We start from the raw sequence: 13149 nt of genomic DNA, 5'->3' as shown, positions 1-13149 counted from the left end.
GCGGACGGCCTAGCTCTCGCCGCCGGCGTTGCCGGTGTCGCCCGCGTTGACGTCGTGCAGGCGGTACTTGTCGATGGCCTGCTGCAGCACGGAGCGCTCCAGCTTGCCCTGCTCCACGAGCGACTGCAGCGTGCGCACCACGATCGACTCGGTGTCGATCTTGAAGAAGCGCCGCGCGGCCGAGCGCGTGTCCGAGAAGCCGAAGCCGTCGGCGCCGAGCGTCGCGAAGTCGCCGGGCACGAACTGCCGGATCTGGTCCTGCACCGCGTGCATGAAGTCGCTGACGGCCACGACCGGGCCCTCGGCGCCCTGCAGACGCTGCGTGAGGAACGGCACCTGCGGCTCCGCCTCGGGGTTGAGGAAGTTGTGCTCCTCGGCGCGCAGGCCGTCGCGGCGCAGCTCGCTCCACGAGGTGACCGACCAGACATCGGCCGACACGCCCCAGTCCTCGGCCAGCACGCGCTGGGCCTCGAGAGCCCAGGGCACCGAGACGCCGGAGGCGAGCACCTGCGCCTTGAGGCCGCCCTCGTGGCCGGGGCGCAGCGGGTAGATGCCCTTGACGAGGCCCTCCACGTCCAGGCCCTCGGGCTCCGTGGGCTGCACGATCGGCTCGTTGTAGACCGTGAGGTAGTACATGACGTTCGGGTCCGCGTGGTCGCCGCCGTACATCCGCTCGAGGCCGGAGCGCACGATGTGGGCGATCTCGTAGCCGTAGGCCGGGTCGTAGCTCAGCACCGCCGGGTTGGTGGCGGCGAGCAGCAGCGAGTGGCCGTCGGCGTGCTGCAGGCCCTCGCCCGTCAGCGTGGTGCGACCGGCGGTCGCGCCGATGATGAAGCCGCGGGCCATCTGGTCGCCGGCGGCCCAGATGGCGTCGCCGGTGCGCTGGAAGCCGAACATCGAGTAGAAGACGTAGACCGGGATGAGCGGCTCCGCCTGGGTGGCGTAGCTGGTGCCGATCGCGGTGAACGCCGCGAAGGCGCCCGCCTCGTTGATGCCGACGTGCACGATCTGGCCCTGCGGGCTCTCCTTGTACGCCAGGAGCAGCTCGCGGTCGACGGAGGTGTAGGTCTGGCCCTTGGGGTTGTAGATCTTCGCCGTCGGGAAGTACGAGTCCATGCCGAACGTGCGGGCCTCGTCGGGGATGATCGGCACGATGCGGTGGCCGAAGTCCTTCGAACGGAACAGGTCCTTGAGGATGCGGGCGAACGCCATCGTGGTGGCGATCTCCTGCGTGCCCGAGCCCTTCTTGGCGCTCTTGTAGGCGTCGTCCTCCGGCAGGCTCAGCTGCGTGTACTTGGAACGGCGCTCCGGCACGTAGCCGCCGAGCTCGCGGCGGCGCTCGTGCAGGTACTGGATCGCCTCGTCCTGCTCGCCCGGGTTGTAGTACGGGGGCAGGTAGGGGTTCTCCTCGAGCTGGGCGTCCGTGATCGGGATGTCCATCGAGTCGCGGAACGTCTTGAGGTTGTCCAGCGTCATCTTCTTCATCTGGTGGGTCGCGTTGCGGCCCTCGAAGGCCGGACCCAGGCCGTAGCCCTTGATGGTGTGGGCGAGGATGACCGTCGGCTGGCCCTTGTGCTCGGTCGCCGCCTTGAACGCGGCGTAGACCTTGCGGTAGTCGTGGCCGCCGCGCTTGAGGTTCCAGACCTGCTCGTCGCTGTAGTCCTTGACGAGCTCGAGGGCGCGCGGGTCGCGACCGAAGAAGTTCTCGCGCACGTAGGCGCCGTTCTCGGCCTTGTAGGTCTGGAAGTCGCCGTCCGGCACCGTGTTCATGAGGGTGCGCAGGGCGCCGTCGGTGTCGCGGGCGAGGAGGTCGTCCCACTCGCGGCCCCAGACGACCTTGATGACGTTCCAGCCGGCGCCGCGGAAGAAGCTCTCGAGCTCCTGGATGATCTTGCCGTTGCCGCGCACCGGTCCGTCGAGGCGCTGCAGGTTGCAGTTGATGACGAAGTTGAGGTTGTCGAGGCCCTCGTTCGCCGCCACCTGCAGCTGACCGCGGCTCTCGACCTCGTCCATCTCGCCGTCGCCGAGGAAGGCCCAGACTTGCTGGTCGGAGGCGTCCTTGATGCCACGGTTGCTGAGGTACTTGTTGAGCGACGCCTGGTAGATCGCGTTGATCGGGCCGAGGCCCATCGACACCGTCGGGAACTGCCAGAACTCGGGCATGAGGCGGGGGTGCGGGTAGGACGAGACGCCGCCCGTGTGGTGCGACTTCTCCTGCCGGAACCCGTCGAGCTGCTCGGTCGTGAGGCGACCCTCGAGGAACGCACGGGCGTACATGCCGGGGAGGCGTGGCCCTGGTAGAAGATCTGGTCGCCGCCGCCGGCGTGGTCCGCGCCGCGGAAGAAGTGGTTGTGGCCCACCTCGTAGAGGGCGGCGCTCGACGCGTAGGTCGAGATATGGCCGCCGACGCCGATGCCGGGGCGCTGCGCGCGGTGCACGGTGACCGCGGCGTTCCAGCGGATCCAGCGCCGGTAGCGGCGCTCGATGTCCTCGTCGCCGGGGAAGGCTGCCTCGTTCTCGGGGGCGATGGTGTTGACGTAGTCCGTCGTCGGCACCATCGGCACGCCCAGGTGCAGCTCGCGCGAGCGGCCGAGCAGGCTCAGGAGGATCTCGCGGGCGCGGCCGCGGCCGTGCGTCTCGACGAGCCCGTCGAGGGATTCGCGCCACTCGGCGGTCTCCTCCGGGTCCATGTCCACATAGCCTGCCGAGTACGGATCCTGATCGTTGACCGTCACCCTTGACCTCTTCTTGTTCGTAGGGGCATACCGACCCAGCGGTGTCCGCGCCGGATCGCGACGGGACGCTGAGGGAGTCCCCCACTCTAGGACCAGTCGGATGAGCGAGCGCTCCACGCGGCGCGCTTGGCGCCCCGCGCGCACGGGCGTACCATGGCCGATCGTGCCTGACCCGGGGCCCAACCGGCCTGCGGGGGACAGGCGGAAGGACGGACCCGCACCATGGCTCTGGAGAACGACACCCTCGCTCCCGACTTCGACCTGCCCAACCAGTTCGGCGAGCACGTCAGGCTGAGCGACTTCCGCGGCGTCAAGCCGGTCGTGCTCGTCTTCTTCCCGCTCGCGTTCTCGAGCACGTGCACGAGCGAGCTCTGCGAGCTGCGCGACAATCTCGCGCTGTTCCAGGACGGCGGGATCGAGCTGCTCGGCATCTCCGTCGACTCCAAGGCGACGTTGCGCGCCTTCGCCGACGACGAGGGCTACGCCTTCACCCTGCTGGCCGACTTCTGGCCGCACGGCGACGTGGCGAAGGAGTACGGGGTCTTCCTCGAGCACAAGGGCTTCGCCACGCGCGCCACGTTCGTGATCGACGTCGACGGCATCATCCGCGCCAGCTTCATCACGGCGCCGGGCGAGGCGCGGCCGCTCGCGGCCTACCGCGAGGCGCTGAAGGGCGTGCTGCCGGTCTCCGCGTGAGCCCTCCACCCGCTACCCTCGGAGGGGCACGGGCTCTTAGCTCAGTTGGTTAGAGCGCCACGTTTACACCGTGGATGCCGGGGGTTCGAGTCCCTCAGGGCCCACCGCAGCCGGTTCGTCTCCCCGCGAGCGTGCGTCCTCGCCCCGACCCGACGTGCTCGGGTCACCGGAGCTTGATCCAGCGGATCGCGGCGACCGAGGCCCCCACGATGACGAGCGCGACGCCGATCGCTGCGACCACGATCGGCAGCGCGTCGGCAGCGGAGAGGTCGCCCGAGCCAGCGAGCGACGTGCCGCCGAGGTTCAGCGCGCGGGTGTTCAGCGCCTGCGGCAGCACGGTGCCGAGCGGACGCAGCGCCTCGGACGTGACGCTCGCCACGCCTGCGACGCACCCGACGAGGCAGATCGCCACCGGGGCAGTGAACGACCGCAGCAGCATCGAGAGCAGTGACTGCGCTGCGATGAGCGGGAGGGCCGCCACGACGGCCAGCGCCCCGACCAGGGCGAACCGCCATGGCGCGGCATCCTGCAGCCCGAGGACGACGACCCCGGCGATGAGCGTGGCGGTGACGAGGACGGCCTGCATCACGGCCACGGCGAGCGCGATCGCAGCGGTCTTCGCCAGCACCAGCCGCACCGGAGTGCGAGCGTGGGTCGCCAAGAGGTTCCAGTTCGTGCCCCGATGCTCCGGACGCCAGACGACGGCGGCCAGCAGCCCGATGCTGACGGATGAGAACACCAGGCCGTAGAAGAGGGTGACCTGCGAGGTGAACGAGGCCCAGCCCGCGTCGAGCTGGTCGGGGTTCGATGCGAAGTTGATCGTTCCCGTGATGACGGCCAGCAGCGGCATGACCACCGCGATGAGCCAGATGGACGATCTCTTCAGTTTGAGCAGCTCGGAGCGCAGCATGGCGGTTCACCGTTCCAGACGGTCGAGTCGGCGGGTCGCGATGGTGAGGAGCACGGCGGCCAGCAGCAGGAACCCCACCACCCACGCGACGGGAGGGTGCACGAAGGACAGGACGCCGCTCTCCTGGGAGGCGTGCGCGATCACGGCGTAGTACCCCCAGGGCACGAACCTGCTGATCGTTCCGGGCACCAGGAGGCTGAACACGGCGAGGAACGCCCCCAGCACACCGATGCCGACCCCGACCAGCTGGTTCTCCACCACCGTGGAGACCCAGAGATGCACCCCCAGGAACGCCAGATCCACGAGGATCAGCAGCGCCGTGTACCCGGCCCACGCGTCCACTCGGATGGGGACGTCGATGCCCGCGAGGGCCCCCAGCCCGATGACCAGCAGGGTCTGCAGGACCACCGCCGGCGCCAGGACGAGGCCGAGCGCGACGAACTTCGCGCGGCAGAGCTGACCGGGGGAGCGGCCGACGGAACCGGCGAGATTCCAGCCGGCGCCGGAGTGCTCGATGTCGGTCTGCCTGCTGGCGAGCACTGCGATCACGATCGGCGAGGTCATCGCGGCCATCAGCGTGTAGGACAGCATGAGCGCCGCCCACGGCAGCGCATCCTCGTCATCGAACGACGCACGAGCGCTGCCCGCGAACAGCGAGACGCTCGACAGCGCCGCGGTGGCGACGACCAGCACCGCGAGGATCGGCAGGGTGCGCAGCCTGCGCATCTTGCGGAACTCGAGCCGGACGTCGCGGATCACAGCAGGCCCCCGCGTCCGGTCAGGTCCATGAAGACCTCCTCCAGCGAACGGCGCACGCGGCGCACCTGATGGACGGGCACCTCGGCGTGGACGAGCCGCTGCACCACCGCGGCGGTCTGGTCCTTGCCGATCCCGCTCAGCCGGATGCCGACGGCCTCGTCCGCCGGCCCGGTCGGCGTCGCATCCGCCACCGCTGCGAGCGCGGCGACCGGATCGGGCGTCTCGATCACGAGGTCCGGGGCGGATCGGGCGAACAGGTCGTCTCGCGAGCCCTGGAAGATCATCCTCCCCGTGGAGAGGATGCCCAGCACCGACGCCATCCGGTCGATCTCGTCGAGCAGATGGCTCGAGACCATGACGGTGATGCCCTGCTGCGCGAGCCGGAGCAGCAGCGTGCGCATCTCCTCGATCCCGGCCGGATCCAGGCCGTTGGTCGGTTCGTCGAGGATCAGGAGGGCCGGATCTCGGGCGAGCGCCATGGCGATGCCGAGCCGCTGCTTCATGCCGAGCGAGTAGTTCCGCACGAGGCGGTGCTGGTGCTCGGTGAGGCGCACGATGGCCAGCGCGTGGTCGATCTGCGCGGTGCGCAGGTCGAGCATGTGCTGCACGATGCGCAGGTTCTCCCGACCGGTCAGGTGCCCGTAGCCCGGTGGCGCCTCGATCATCGACCCGATCGAGGGCAGCAGCCTCGGACGCGTGACACGGGTCAGCCGCTCACCCAGCAGCACGATGTCACCGGCCGTGGGCTGCGTCAGACCCAGCAGCATCTTCATCGTCGTGGACTTGCCCGAGCCGTTCGGCCCGAGGAAACCGTAGACCTGGCCCTGCGGCACGACCAGGTCGAGCTTATCGACGACGGTGCGCCCCGAGAAAGCTTTGGTCAAACCGTTCGTCCTGATCGCGATGCCGTCCATCCCTCCACCGTGGACGGTCGCGACGGCGAGGCGAGGATGCCCCGGTATCGAGTCCGACCTCATGCCGTGGCATGATCCCTCAGCCGCGGCGCCTTGTTAGCGTCGAAGATCATGGAACCGCGCGCGCCCGACCTCGGCACGGTGCGGCGCCGGTCCGGCCGGGTCGCCGACGTCGCGCTCGCCCTCGCGCTGCTGGCGCTCGGCGCGATCGGGCATCCCACCCTGTCGTTCACGAGCGCAGCGCAGCTGCCCTACGCGCTGGTCGTGGTGGGCTGCTGCGCCGCCGCCGCCGTTCGACGCTCCTGCCCGAGGGTCGCGCTGCTCGCCATCACCCTGCTGCTGCTCCTGCACCTCGTGGCCGTCCCGTCGCCGGGCCCGTTCGCGTTGGCGATGTGCATCGTCGTCGTCTACACCGCGCAGTCCGAGCTGCGGTCGCCGGAGCGGTGGATCTTCACGGCGGGCACCGTCGCGGGCTCGGTGTGCGGTGTGCTCGCCGCCACCCGCTCGTCCGGCGTCGACTGGTGGACCCGCTCGCTGACCGTCGTCGCCGCGGTCTCGCTGCTCGCCGTCGTCGCGCTGATCGCGACGGTCCGGCACCAGGCGCTGCTGCGTCATCGGGCCGGGGTCGAGCGTGTGGAGATGCTCCATGCCCGGCAGCAGGCCGAGGCGCGCCTCGCGGCAGTGGAGGAGCGGGCGGCGATCGCCCGCGAGATGCACGACATCCTCGGCCACTCGATGAACGTCATCGCGATCCGAGCCGAGGCAGCGCGGTACGCGCTCCGCTCGGATCCGAGCGGAGCGGACACCGCGCTCGGCGAGATCGCGCGCCTGAGCCGGGACGCGGTCGACGAGGTGCGCGAGCTCATCGACGTGCTCCGCGACGCTGCGCCGACCGACGCACCCGCAGCTCCGTCGCTGACCGACCTCGGCGGTCTCGTCGACGACCACTGCGAGACCGCCTATCGCATCCGCTGGCACGTCGACGGCGATCTCTCGGTCGTGCCCGACCACGTCGGACGCAGTGCCTACCGGATCGTGCAGGAGGCGCTCACGAACGCCTCGAAGCACGCGCCGGGCGCGTCGGTGGAGGTGCGGCTGACGGTCTCGGAGCACCACGTTGAGCTGACGATCGCGAATGAGGTGCCCGCTGGGGCTGCTGCGCGCCGGTCGGAGACTGGTCGTGGGCGCGGACTCAGCGGGATGGCGGAACGCGTCGGAGCGCTCGGCGGCACGATCGAGGTCGGCCCGCACGGACGGGACGGCGCCTGGCGCGTCACCGCGCGGATCCCCTGGCGGCTGCCGTGATCTCCGTCGCCGTCGTCGACGACGAGCCGCTCTTCGCCGACGGCCTCGCCATGATCCTCGACGCGCAGCCCGACCTGCGGGTGCTGTGGCAGGCGGGCGACGGCGCCGAGGCCGTCCGACGGCACGCCGGCCAGCCACCGGACGTCCTGCTCTGCGACATCCAGATGCCGGTGCTCGACGGGCTCGAGACGGTGCGGTCGCTCGTGGCCGCCGGTGCGATGACACGCATCGTGATGCTCACGACATTCGCTGCGAACGAGTACGTGCTCGGTGCCATCGAGCGGGGAGCGTCGGGCTTCCTGCTCAAGAACACCCCGCCGGCGGATCTCATCGCAGCGATCCGCACGGTCCACCGCGGTGACGCCGTGATCTCGCCGGGGCCCACCCGCGAGCTGTTCGCCACCTACCGCCGAGCGGCGGCGCAGCGTCCGGCGACCGTGCCCCGCCCGGACGGGGACGATGCTCGGAGCGCTCTGACGCGGCGTGAGTCGGAGGTGATCCGCTTGATCGCGTCGGGGATGAGCAACCGTGAGATCTGCGATCACCTCTGGCTCTCGATGCCGACGGTGAAGACCCACGTGGGCAACCTCATGGCGAAGACCGGCTCGCGCGACCGCGTGCAGCTCGTCCTTCACGCGTTGCGGTCGGGCATCGCCGCGATCGACTGAGCGGATGGCCCGTCGCCGCGCACGAGCGGACGGCATCGCCGTCCGCGGGTTCAGGTCCGCGGCCCGGTGCCCGCGCCGACGACGATCCGGCCGTCCGCGTCGACACGACCGCCGAGCTCCGCCGCGAAGGCGTCCTGCCGCATGCCCTCCACGAGCGCGACGATCGGGATGCCCGCATCGGCGGCGAGCCGCAGGGTGGTCCTCGCCTCCGGGGCATCGCCGCGCAGGAAGCCCAGGCAGAGATCCGCGCCCAGGCCGACCATCCGCCGGCTGCGCCGTAGCGGCGCGCGCTTGCAGGAGCCCCGGCCGGGGGAACAGCCGCGCAGCGCGCAGTGCTCGTCGTGCACGTCCCACTCGGGCTCGTGGCGCTCCTCGCGCAGTCCCAGCTCCTCGCCGATGCCGCGCACCAGCGCCTCGGCACCGGTCGCGCCGCCGTGCACGAGGGTGACGTCGCCGAAGGGCCCCTGGGCGTCGTTCACCTCGAACAGCAGCTCCCGCAGCGGGCGGACGGAGACCCAGTCCCGGCTGCCGGCGATGAGCAGCCTCATCCGTCGAGCCCGGCGAGCAGGCTCGCGATCGCTCCGGCGCCCGGCAGCTCCGCGTCGGGATCGACCTGCTGCCAGGGCTCGAGCACGAACCGCCGCTCGTGCGCGCGCGGATGCGGCAGCAGCAGCGCGGGGCCGGCGCTGCGCACCCGACCGTAGGCGATGAGGTCGAGGTCGAGCGTGCGGTCGCCCCAGCGTTCGCGACGCACGCGGCCGTGCTCCGCCTCGATGCGATGCAGCTCCGCCAGCAGCACGCTCGGCGCCAGCCGCGTCTGCAGGACTGCGACGGCGTTGCGGTAGCGCGGCGCCTCGGGATCGGGCCCGTCCAGGCGCACGGCGACCGTCTCCACGGCATCGGATGCGCGGACGCGGTCCGTCAGCGGCAGCGCGGCGAGCGCGCGCACGGCGTCGTCGATCGCCCTGGCGGTGTCGCCGAGATTCGCGCCGATCGCGACGACGGCCGCAGCGGGCGGCACGGGGCGGCTCATCGCATCCGCTCGATGGTCACCGTGACGTCGTCGAACGGCACCGGGATGGGCGCCGCCGGCTTGTGCAGCACGACCCGCACCGACTGGACGAGCGGATGCTCGAGCACGGCGTCGGCGACGCGTGCGGCAAGCCGTTCCAGCAGGTCGACCGGCTCGCCGGACAAGATCGCCGCGACGCGCTCGGCGAGCTCCCCGTAATGGACGGTGTCGGCCACGTCGTCGCTCGCCGCGGCCGCGCGGGTGTCGAGGCGCAGGAGCACATCGGCGACGAACTCCTGGCCGTCGCGGCGCTCCTCCGGGTAGACGCCGTGGTAGCCGATCGCGCGGATGCCGGTGACGGCGATCTCGTCGAGCCCTCTCATCCGTTCCCTCCATCCGTCCACGCTGCGGCGACGCGCAGCGCGTCACGGCTCGCCCGCACGTCGTGCACCCGCACGGCCCAGGCGCCCGCCTGCCCGACGAGCACGCTGGTCACCGCCGTGGCGAGGTCGCGGCGCGCCTCGTCGGCCTCGCCGCCGAGCGACTCGGCGAGGAAGCCCTTGCGGCTCGTGCCGACGAGCACCCGGTGCCCGGAGGCGACCAGGCGCGGCAGATCGTGCAGCGCCGCCCAGTTCTGCTCGGCGCGCTTGCCGAAGCCGATGCCGGGGTCGAGCACGATGCGCTCGCGCACGATGCCCGCGGCGATCGCGGCATCGACCCGCACGAGCAGCTCCTCGGCCACCTCGCGGCCGAGGTGGTCGTACCGCGCATCGGCGTACATGTCCGCGGAGTGCCCTCGCCAGTGGCCGATCACGAAGTCCGCATCGGTCGCGGCGACCGCGTCGAGCATGGCGGGGTCGGCGAGGCCGCCGGAGACGTCGTTGACGAGGTGCGCGCCGGCCGCGACCGCTGCGGTGGCGGTGGCGGCACGCATCGTGTCGATGCTCACGACGGCGCCCCCGCGGCCAGTGCCGACACGACCGGCAGCACGCGCGCCGCCTCGAGCTCCGCATCGACCCGCTGAGCCCCGGGTCGCGTCGACTCCCCGCCGACGTCGATCAGGTCGGCGCCGTCGGCGAGCAGGCGCTGGGCGTGCGCGATGGCGGCGTCGGGCTCGAGGAACCGCCCGCCGTCGCTGAACGAGTCGCTCGTCGTGTTGACGATGCCCATGAGCAGGGTCATGCGGGAGCCCCCGCGATGAGCGCCAGCAACTCCGCCCGAGCGGCGGGATCGGCCAGCTCGCCGCGGGCCGCGACGGTGACGGTGCTGGCGTGGGGCCGACGCTCGCCGCGCGCGGTGACGCACTGGTGCCGCGCCGAGAGCACCACCAGCGAGCCGCGCGCATCGAGCGCGTCGGCGATGGTCTCGGCGACCTGCTCGCCGAGGCGCTCCTGCACCTGGGGGCGGGCGGCGAGCACGTCGAGCACCCGCGCGAGCGCGCCCAGGCCGACCACCTTGCCCGTCGGCAGGTAGGCGAGGTGGGCGCGACCCTCGAAGGGCAGGAGGTGGTGCTCGCAGATGGACCGGAAGGCGACGTCGCGCAGGAGCACCGCACCCGACGGCAGCGTGTCGGGCGCGGGCCCCTCGCTCACCGAGATGGTGCGCGCGAGCGGCTCCGCGGGGTCGGCGTCGAGGCCCGCGAAGAACTCCGCGTAGGCGTCCGCGACACGGGTGGGCGTCTCGCGCAGGCCCGGACGCTCGGGCTGCTCGCCGATCGCCTCGAGCAGCTCGCGCACGAGCGCGGCGATGCGGTTGCGGTCGACGGGCGGCATCCTCCGAGCCTACGCGGCGGGGAGGGTCCGGGCCGACGGAGCGGCTCCCACCCGGTGCACGACCTTCGGGTAGCGGTCGCACAACTCGTTCGCAACTCGAGGAGTTGACCGGCGTCGGGCGCTGCCACGTCGAGTTGGCGTTGAGAACGCCTCGGGTATGGCGGATTCCGCGCGCGGGAGCTTCTCTCAGGCGCTTCTGGAGTACTGTTATCCGAAGCCGAAACCCCTCGACAGAGAAGAGCTGCACCATGGCCAAGAAAGTCGTCGTCGAACTGGTCGATGATCTCGACAACTCCGCGATCGAGGAGGGCGAGGGCGGAACCGTCTCGTTCGCCCTCGAAGGCGTGAACTACGAGATCGATCTGGGCGCCGAGAACATCGAGAAGCTGCGCGGGGTGCTCGCGCCGTACATCGAGAAGGGGCGTCGCACCGGTCGCGCCAGCGGGCCGCGCAAGTCCTCGGGTTCCGCGAACTCGGGTCTCCCGACCCTGAACCAGCAGATCCGCGAATGGGCGAAGACCCGCGGGATGGACGTCCCGGCCAAGGGCCCGCTGCCCAAGCGCATCCGCGAGGCCTACGAGTCCGCGAGCTGAGCGAGCCCATGAGCGAGTCGCTCCGGCGGCACAGCGATTACGGACAGGTCGGCCTCGACGAGGCCGACCTGTCGCGTGATCCCGTCGAGCAGTTCCTCGAGTGGCTCCGCGATGCGGAGTCGGCCGAGGTGTTCGAACCGAATGCGATGGTGCTGAGTACCGTCGCCGCCGACGGCGCGCCCTCGTCGCGGACCGTGCTGCTGCGCGCGGCCGAGCCCTCCGGGTTCGAGTTCGTGACGACCCTGAGTTCGCGCAAGGGCACCGAGTTGCAGGCGCGACCGGCGGTGTCCCTGCTCTTCCCCTGGTACGCGTTGCGGCGCCAGGTCATCGTGCTCGGCGATGCGCATCCGATCACCGCGGAGGAGTCCGACACGTACTGGGTTGATCGCCCCCGGGGTTCGCAAATCTCGGCCTGGGCGAGCGAGCAGTCCCGTCCCATCGCGTCGCGGGCGGAGTTGGAGCGTCGGGTGGCGGCTCTCGAGGAGCGCTTCGCCGATGGCGCGGTGCCGCGCCCGTCGGCGTGGGGTGCCGTGCGGGTCGTGCCGCGCAGCATCGAGTTCTGGCAGGGGCGCAGCTCCCGGCTGCACGATCGGCTCCGCTTCGAGCGAGCGGATGCGGCGTCGCCGTGGTCCGTGCAGCGCTACCAGCCGTGACGCGGGAATAGCGCTTCGATCCGACCGGTTGCGGATGTCGATACGTTCGCATGAAAACAGGAGGACCGCCATGGCCACCACGCCCGCAGGCATCGCCGGCACCAGTTCCGTCGAGCTCGGCCTCGACACGTTCGGCGACGTCACCGTCGACGCCGAGGGGCGCTCCGTTCCGTACCCGCAGGTCATCCGCGACGTCGTCGCCGAGGCCGTGCTCGCCGACCGGCTCGGCGTCGACTTCATCGGCGTGGGGGAGCACCATCGCGACGACTTCGCCGTCTCCTCGCCCGAGATCGTGCTCGCAGCCATCGCGGGCCGCACCTCGCGCATCCGCCTCGGCACCGCCGTGACCGTGCTCAGCAGCGACGACCCCGTCAGGCTCTACCAGCGCTTCGCCACGCTCGACGCGGTGTCGCAGGGGCGCGCCGAGGTCATCCTCGGCCGCGGCTCGTTCACCGAGTCGTTCCCGCTGTTCGGCTTCGAGCTGCAGCAGTACGAGCAGCTCTTCGAGGACAAGCTCGACCTCTTCCACGCGCTGCGGTCGGAGGGCTCGATCACCTGGAGCGGTGCGACGCGGCCGGCGCTGCAGGCGCAGCGCGTCTACCCGACCACCGAGGCCGGCGCGGTGCCGGCCTGGATCGGCGTCGGGGGCAGCCCAGAATCCGTGGTGCGCGCCGCGCGCTACGGCCTGCCGCTCATGCTCGCGATCATCGGCGGCGCACCGGAGCGCTTCCGCCCCTACGTCGACCTCTACCACCGTGCCCTGCAGCAGCTCGAGCAGCCCGCGCTGCCCGTCGGCGTGCACTCGCCCGGCCTGATCGCCGAGACCGACGCCATCGCGCGCGACCGGTACTGGGAGGGCTACCGCGCCATGCACGGGCGCATCGGGCGCGAGCGCGGCTGGGGCGAGACGACCCGCGAGCAGTTCGAGCAGGAGGTCGAGCACGGCTCGCTCTACGTCGGCTCGCCCGAGACGGTGGCCCGCAAGATCGCGTCGACCGTCGGCGCCCTCGGCCTCAGCCGGTTCGACCTGAAGTACAGCTCCGGCCCGCTGCAGCACGCCCACCACCTCGAGACCATCGAGCACTACGGCAGCACGGTCATCCCGCGCGTGCGCGAGCTGCTCGGCTGATGG

The 13149-nt window shown here is 71.3% G+C and carries 13 protein-coding genes, 1 tRNA gene and 2 pseudogenes; 7 read left to right on the top strand and 9 right to left on the bottom strand.

Annotated elements, in window-relative coordinates:
* Positions 1 to 9 precede the first annotated feature (9 nt).
* Positions 10 to 2735 (bottom strand): annotated as a pseudogene (gene aceE / locus QQK26_RS04650) (pyruvate dehydrogenase (acetyl-transferring), homodimeric type).
* Positions 2736 to 2957: 222 nt separating this feature from the next.
* Between aceE and QQK26_RS04645 the strand changes: the two are divergent.
* Positions 2958 to 3431, top strand: coding sequence for a peroxiredoxin (locus QQK26_RS04645; RefSeq protein WP_284230501.1), 474 nt, complete (start codon positions 2958 to 2960; stop codon positions 3429 to 3431).
* 30 nt (positions 3432 to 3461) lie between these two features.
* Positions 3462 to 3535 (top strand) — tRNA-Val (locus QQK26_RS04640).
* A 59-nt stretch (positions 3536 to 3594) separates the two neighbouring features.
* Here QQK26_RS04640 and QQK26_RS04635 read toward each other — a convergent pair.
* Genes QQK26_RS04635 through QQK26_RS04625 form a run of 3 tightly spaced genes read right to left on the bottom strand, consistent with a single transcriptional unit; the run spans position 3595 to position 6014 of the window.
* On the bottom strand, positions 3595 to 4341 hold the full coding sequence (locus QQK26_RS04635) for an ABC transporter permease (protein WP_284230499.1): 747 nt from the start codon (positions 4339 to 4341) through the stop codon (positions 3595 to 3597).
* 6 nt (positions 4342 to 4347) lie between these two features.
* Positions 4348 to 5100: an ABC transporter permease gene (locus QQK26_RS04630; protein WP_284230497.1), complete on the bottom strand. Its 753-nt coding sequence runs from the start codon at positions 5098 to 5100 to the stop codon at positions 4348 to 4350.
* Positions 5097 to 6014, bottom strand: a complete 918-nt coding sequence (locus tag QQK26_RS04625) for an ABC transporter ATP-binding protein (RefSeq protein ID WP_284230495.1) — start codon at positions 6012 to 6014, stop codon at positions 5097 to 5099. The genes QQK26_RS04630 and QQK26_RS04625 overlap by 4 nt, the downstream gene beginning before the upstream one ends.
* A gap of 111 nt (positions 6015 to 6125) precedes the next feature.
* On the opposite strand from QQK26_RS04625, the gene QQK26_RS04620 reads away from it, so the two are divergent.
* Complete coding sequence (locus QQK26_RS04620; protein WP_284230493.1) at positions 6126 to 7319, top strand: sensor histidine kinase; 1194 nt, start codon at positions 6126 to 6128, stop codon at positions 7317 to 7319.
* Positions 7316 to 7987, top strand: coding sequence for a response regulator (locus QQK26_RS04615; protein ID WP_284230489.1), 672 nt, complete (start codon positions 7316 to 7318; stop codon positions 7985 to 7987). The genes QQK26_RS04620 and QQK26_RS04615 overlap by 4 nt, the downstream gene beginning before the upstream one ends.
* 50 nt (positions 7988 to 8037) lie before the next feature.
* On the opposite strand, the gene QQK26_RS04610 is transcribed toward QQK26_RS04615, so the two are convergent.
* The 5 genes and pseudogenes from QQK26_RS04610 to folE all read right to left on the bottom strand — a co-directional run bounded on the left by QQK26_RS04610 (position 8038) and on the right by folE (position 10771).
* Positions 8038 to 8535, bottom strand: a complete 498-nt coding sequence (locus QQK26_RS04610; RefSeq protein WP_284230483.1) for an SLOG family protein — start codon at positions 8533 to 8535, stop codon at positions 8038 to 8040.
* A complete protein-coding gene (gene folK, locus QQK26_RS04605; protein WP_284230481.1) occupies positions 8532 to 9020 on the bottom strand; it encodes a 2-amino-4-hydroxy-6-hydroxymethyldihydropteridine diphosphokinase in 489 nt (162 codons plus the stop codon). The genes QQK26_RS04610 and folK overlap by 4 nt, the downstream gene beginning before the upstream one ends.
* The gene (gene folB / locus QQK26_RS04600; protein ID WP_284230478.1) at positions 9017 to 9382 is read right to left on the bottom strand and encodes a dihydroneopterin aldolase; all 366 of its coding nucleotides are present in this window, start codon (positions 9380 to 9382) and stop codon (positions 9017 to 9019) included. The genes folK and folB overlap by 4 nt, the downstream gene beginning before the upstream one ends.
* Positions 9379 to 10181, bottom strand: a pseudogene (gene folP, locus QQK26_RS04595) (dihydropteroate synthase). Before folP ends, folB begins: the two are co-directional and overlap by 4 nt.
* Positions 10178 to 10771, bottom strand: coding sequence for a GTP cyclohydrolase I (gene folE / locus QQK26_RS04590; protein ID WP_284230476.1), 594 nt, complete (start codon positions 10769 to 10771; stop codon positions 10178 to 10180). The pseudogene folP and the gene folE overlap by 4 nt, the downstream one beginning before the upstream one ends.
* A 248-nt stretch (positions 10772 to 11019) precedes the next feature.
* Between folE and QQK26_RS04585 the strand changes: the two genes are divergently transcribed.
* The 3 genes from QQK26_RS04585 to QQK26_RS04575 all read left to right on the top strand — a co-directional run bounded on the left by QQK26_RS04585 (position 11020) and on the right by QQK26_RS04575 (position 13146).
* Positions 11020 to 11364, top strand: a complete 345-nt coding sequence (locus tag QQK26_RS04585; RefSeq protein ID WP_284230475.1) for a histone-like nucleoid-structuring protein Lsr2 — start codon at positions 11020 to 11022, stop codon at positions 11362 to 11364.
* Positions 11365 to 11372: 8 nt separating this feature from the next.
* Positions 11373 to 12017 (top strand): pyridoxamine 5'-phosphate oxidase, encoded by a 645-nt coding sequence (pdxH, locus tag QQK26_RS04580; protein WP_284230473.1) that lies wholly within the window; start codon positions 11373 to 11375, stop codon positions 12015 to 12017.
* A gap of 70 nt (positions 12018 to 12087) precedes the next feature.
* Positions 12088 to 13146: an LLM class flavin-dependent oxidoreductase gene (locus QQK26_RS04575; protein ID WP_284230472.1), complete on the top strand. Its 1059-nt coding sequence runs from the start codon at positions 12088 to 12090 to the stop codon at positions 13144 to 13146.
* The last annotated feature ends 3 nt before the right edge of the window (positions 13147 to 13149 follow it).

This window comes from Arenivirga flava (genome assembly GCF_030161575.1).
In the GTDB taxonomy this organism is placed as follows: domain Bacteria; phylum Actinomycetota; class Actinomycetes; order Actinomycetales; family Microbacteriaceae; genus Arenivirga; species Arenivirga flava.
The sequence above is the reverse complement of the archived record's forward strand: the minus strand, read 5'-3'. Positions and strand labels throughout refer to the sequence as shown.

Bases quoted from the DNA above. Each gene is read 5' to 3' on its own strand.
- QQK26_RS04635 (WP_284230499.1), bottom strand. From the start codon at position 4,341: ATGCTGCGCTCCGAGCTGCTCAAACTGAAGAGATCGTCCATCTGGCTC.
- pdxH (WP_284230473.1), top strand. From the start codon at position 11,373: ATGAGCGAGTCGCTCCGGCGGCACAGCGATTACGGACAGGTCGGCCTC.
- QQK26_RS04620 (WP_284230493.1), top strand. From the start codon at position 6,126: ATGGAACCGCGCGCGCCCGACCTCGGCACGGTGCGGCGCCGGTCCGGC.
- QQK26_RS04575 (WP_284230472.1), top strand. From the start codon at position 12,088: ATGGCCACCACGCCCGCAGGCATCGCCGGCACCAGTTCCGTCGAGCTC.
- folE (WP_284230476.1), bottom strand. From the start codon at position 10,771: ATGCCGCCCGTCGACCGCAACCGCATCGCCGCGCTCGTGCGCGAGCTG.
- QQK26_RS04645 (WP_284230501.1), top strand. From the start codon at position 2,958: ATGGCTCTGGAGAACGACACCCTCGCTCCCGACTTCGACCTGCCCAAC.
- QQK26_RS04585 (WP_284230475.1), top strand. From the start codon at position 11,020: ATGGCCAAGAAAGTCGTCGTCGAACTGGTCGATGATCTCGACAACTCC.
- folB (WP_284230478.1), bottom strand. From the start codon at position 9,382: ATGAGAGGGCTCGACGAGATCGCCGTCACCGGCATCCGCGCGATCGGC.
- QQK26_RS04610 (WP_284230483.1), bottom strand. From the start codon at position 8,535: ATGAGGCTGCTCATCGCCGGCAGCCGGGACTGGGTCTCCGTCCGCCCG.
- QQK26_RS04625 (WP_284230495.1), bottom strand. From the start codon at position 6,014: ATGGACGGCATCGCGATCAGGACGAACGGTTTGACCAAAGCTTTCTCG.
- folK (WP_284230481.1), bottom strand. From the start codon at position 9,020: ATGAGCCGCCCCGTGCCGCCCGCTGCGGCCGTCGTCGCGATCGGCGCG.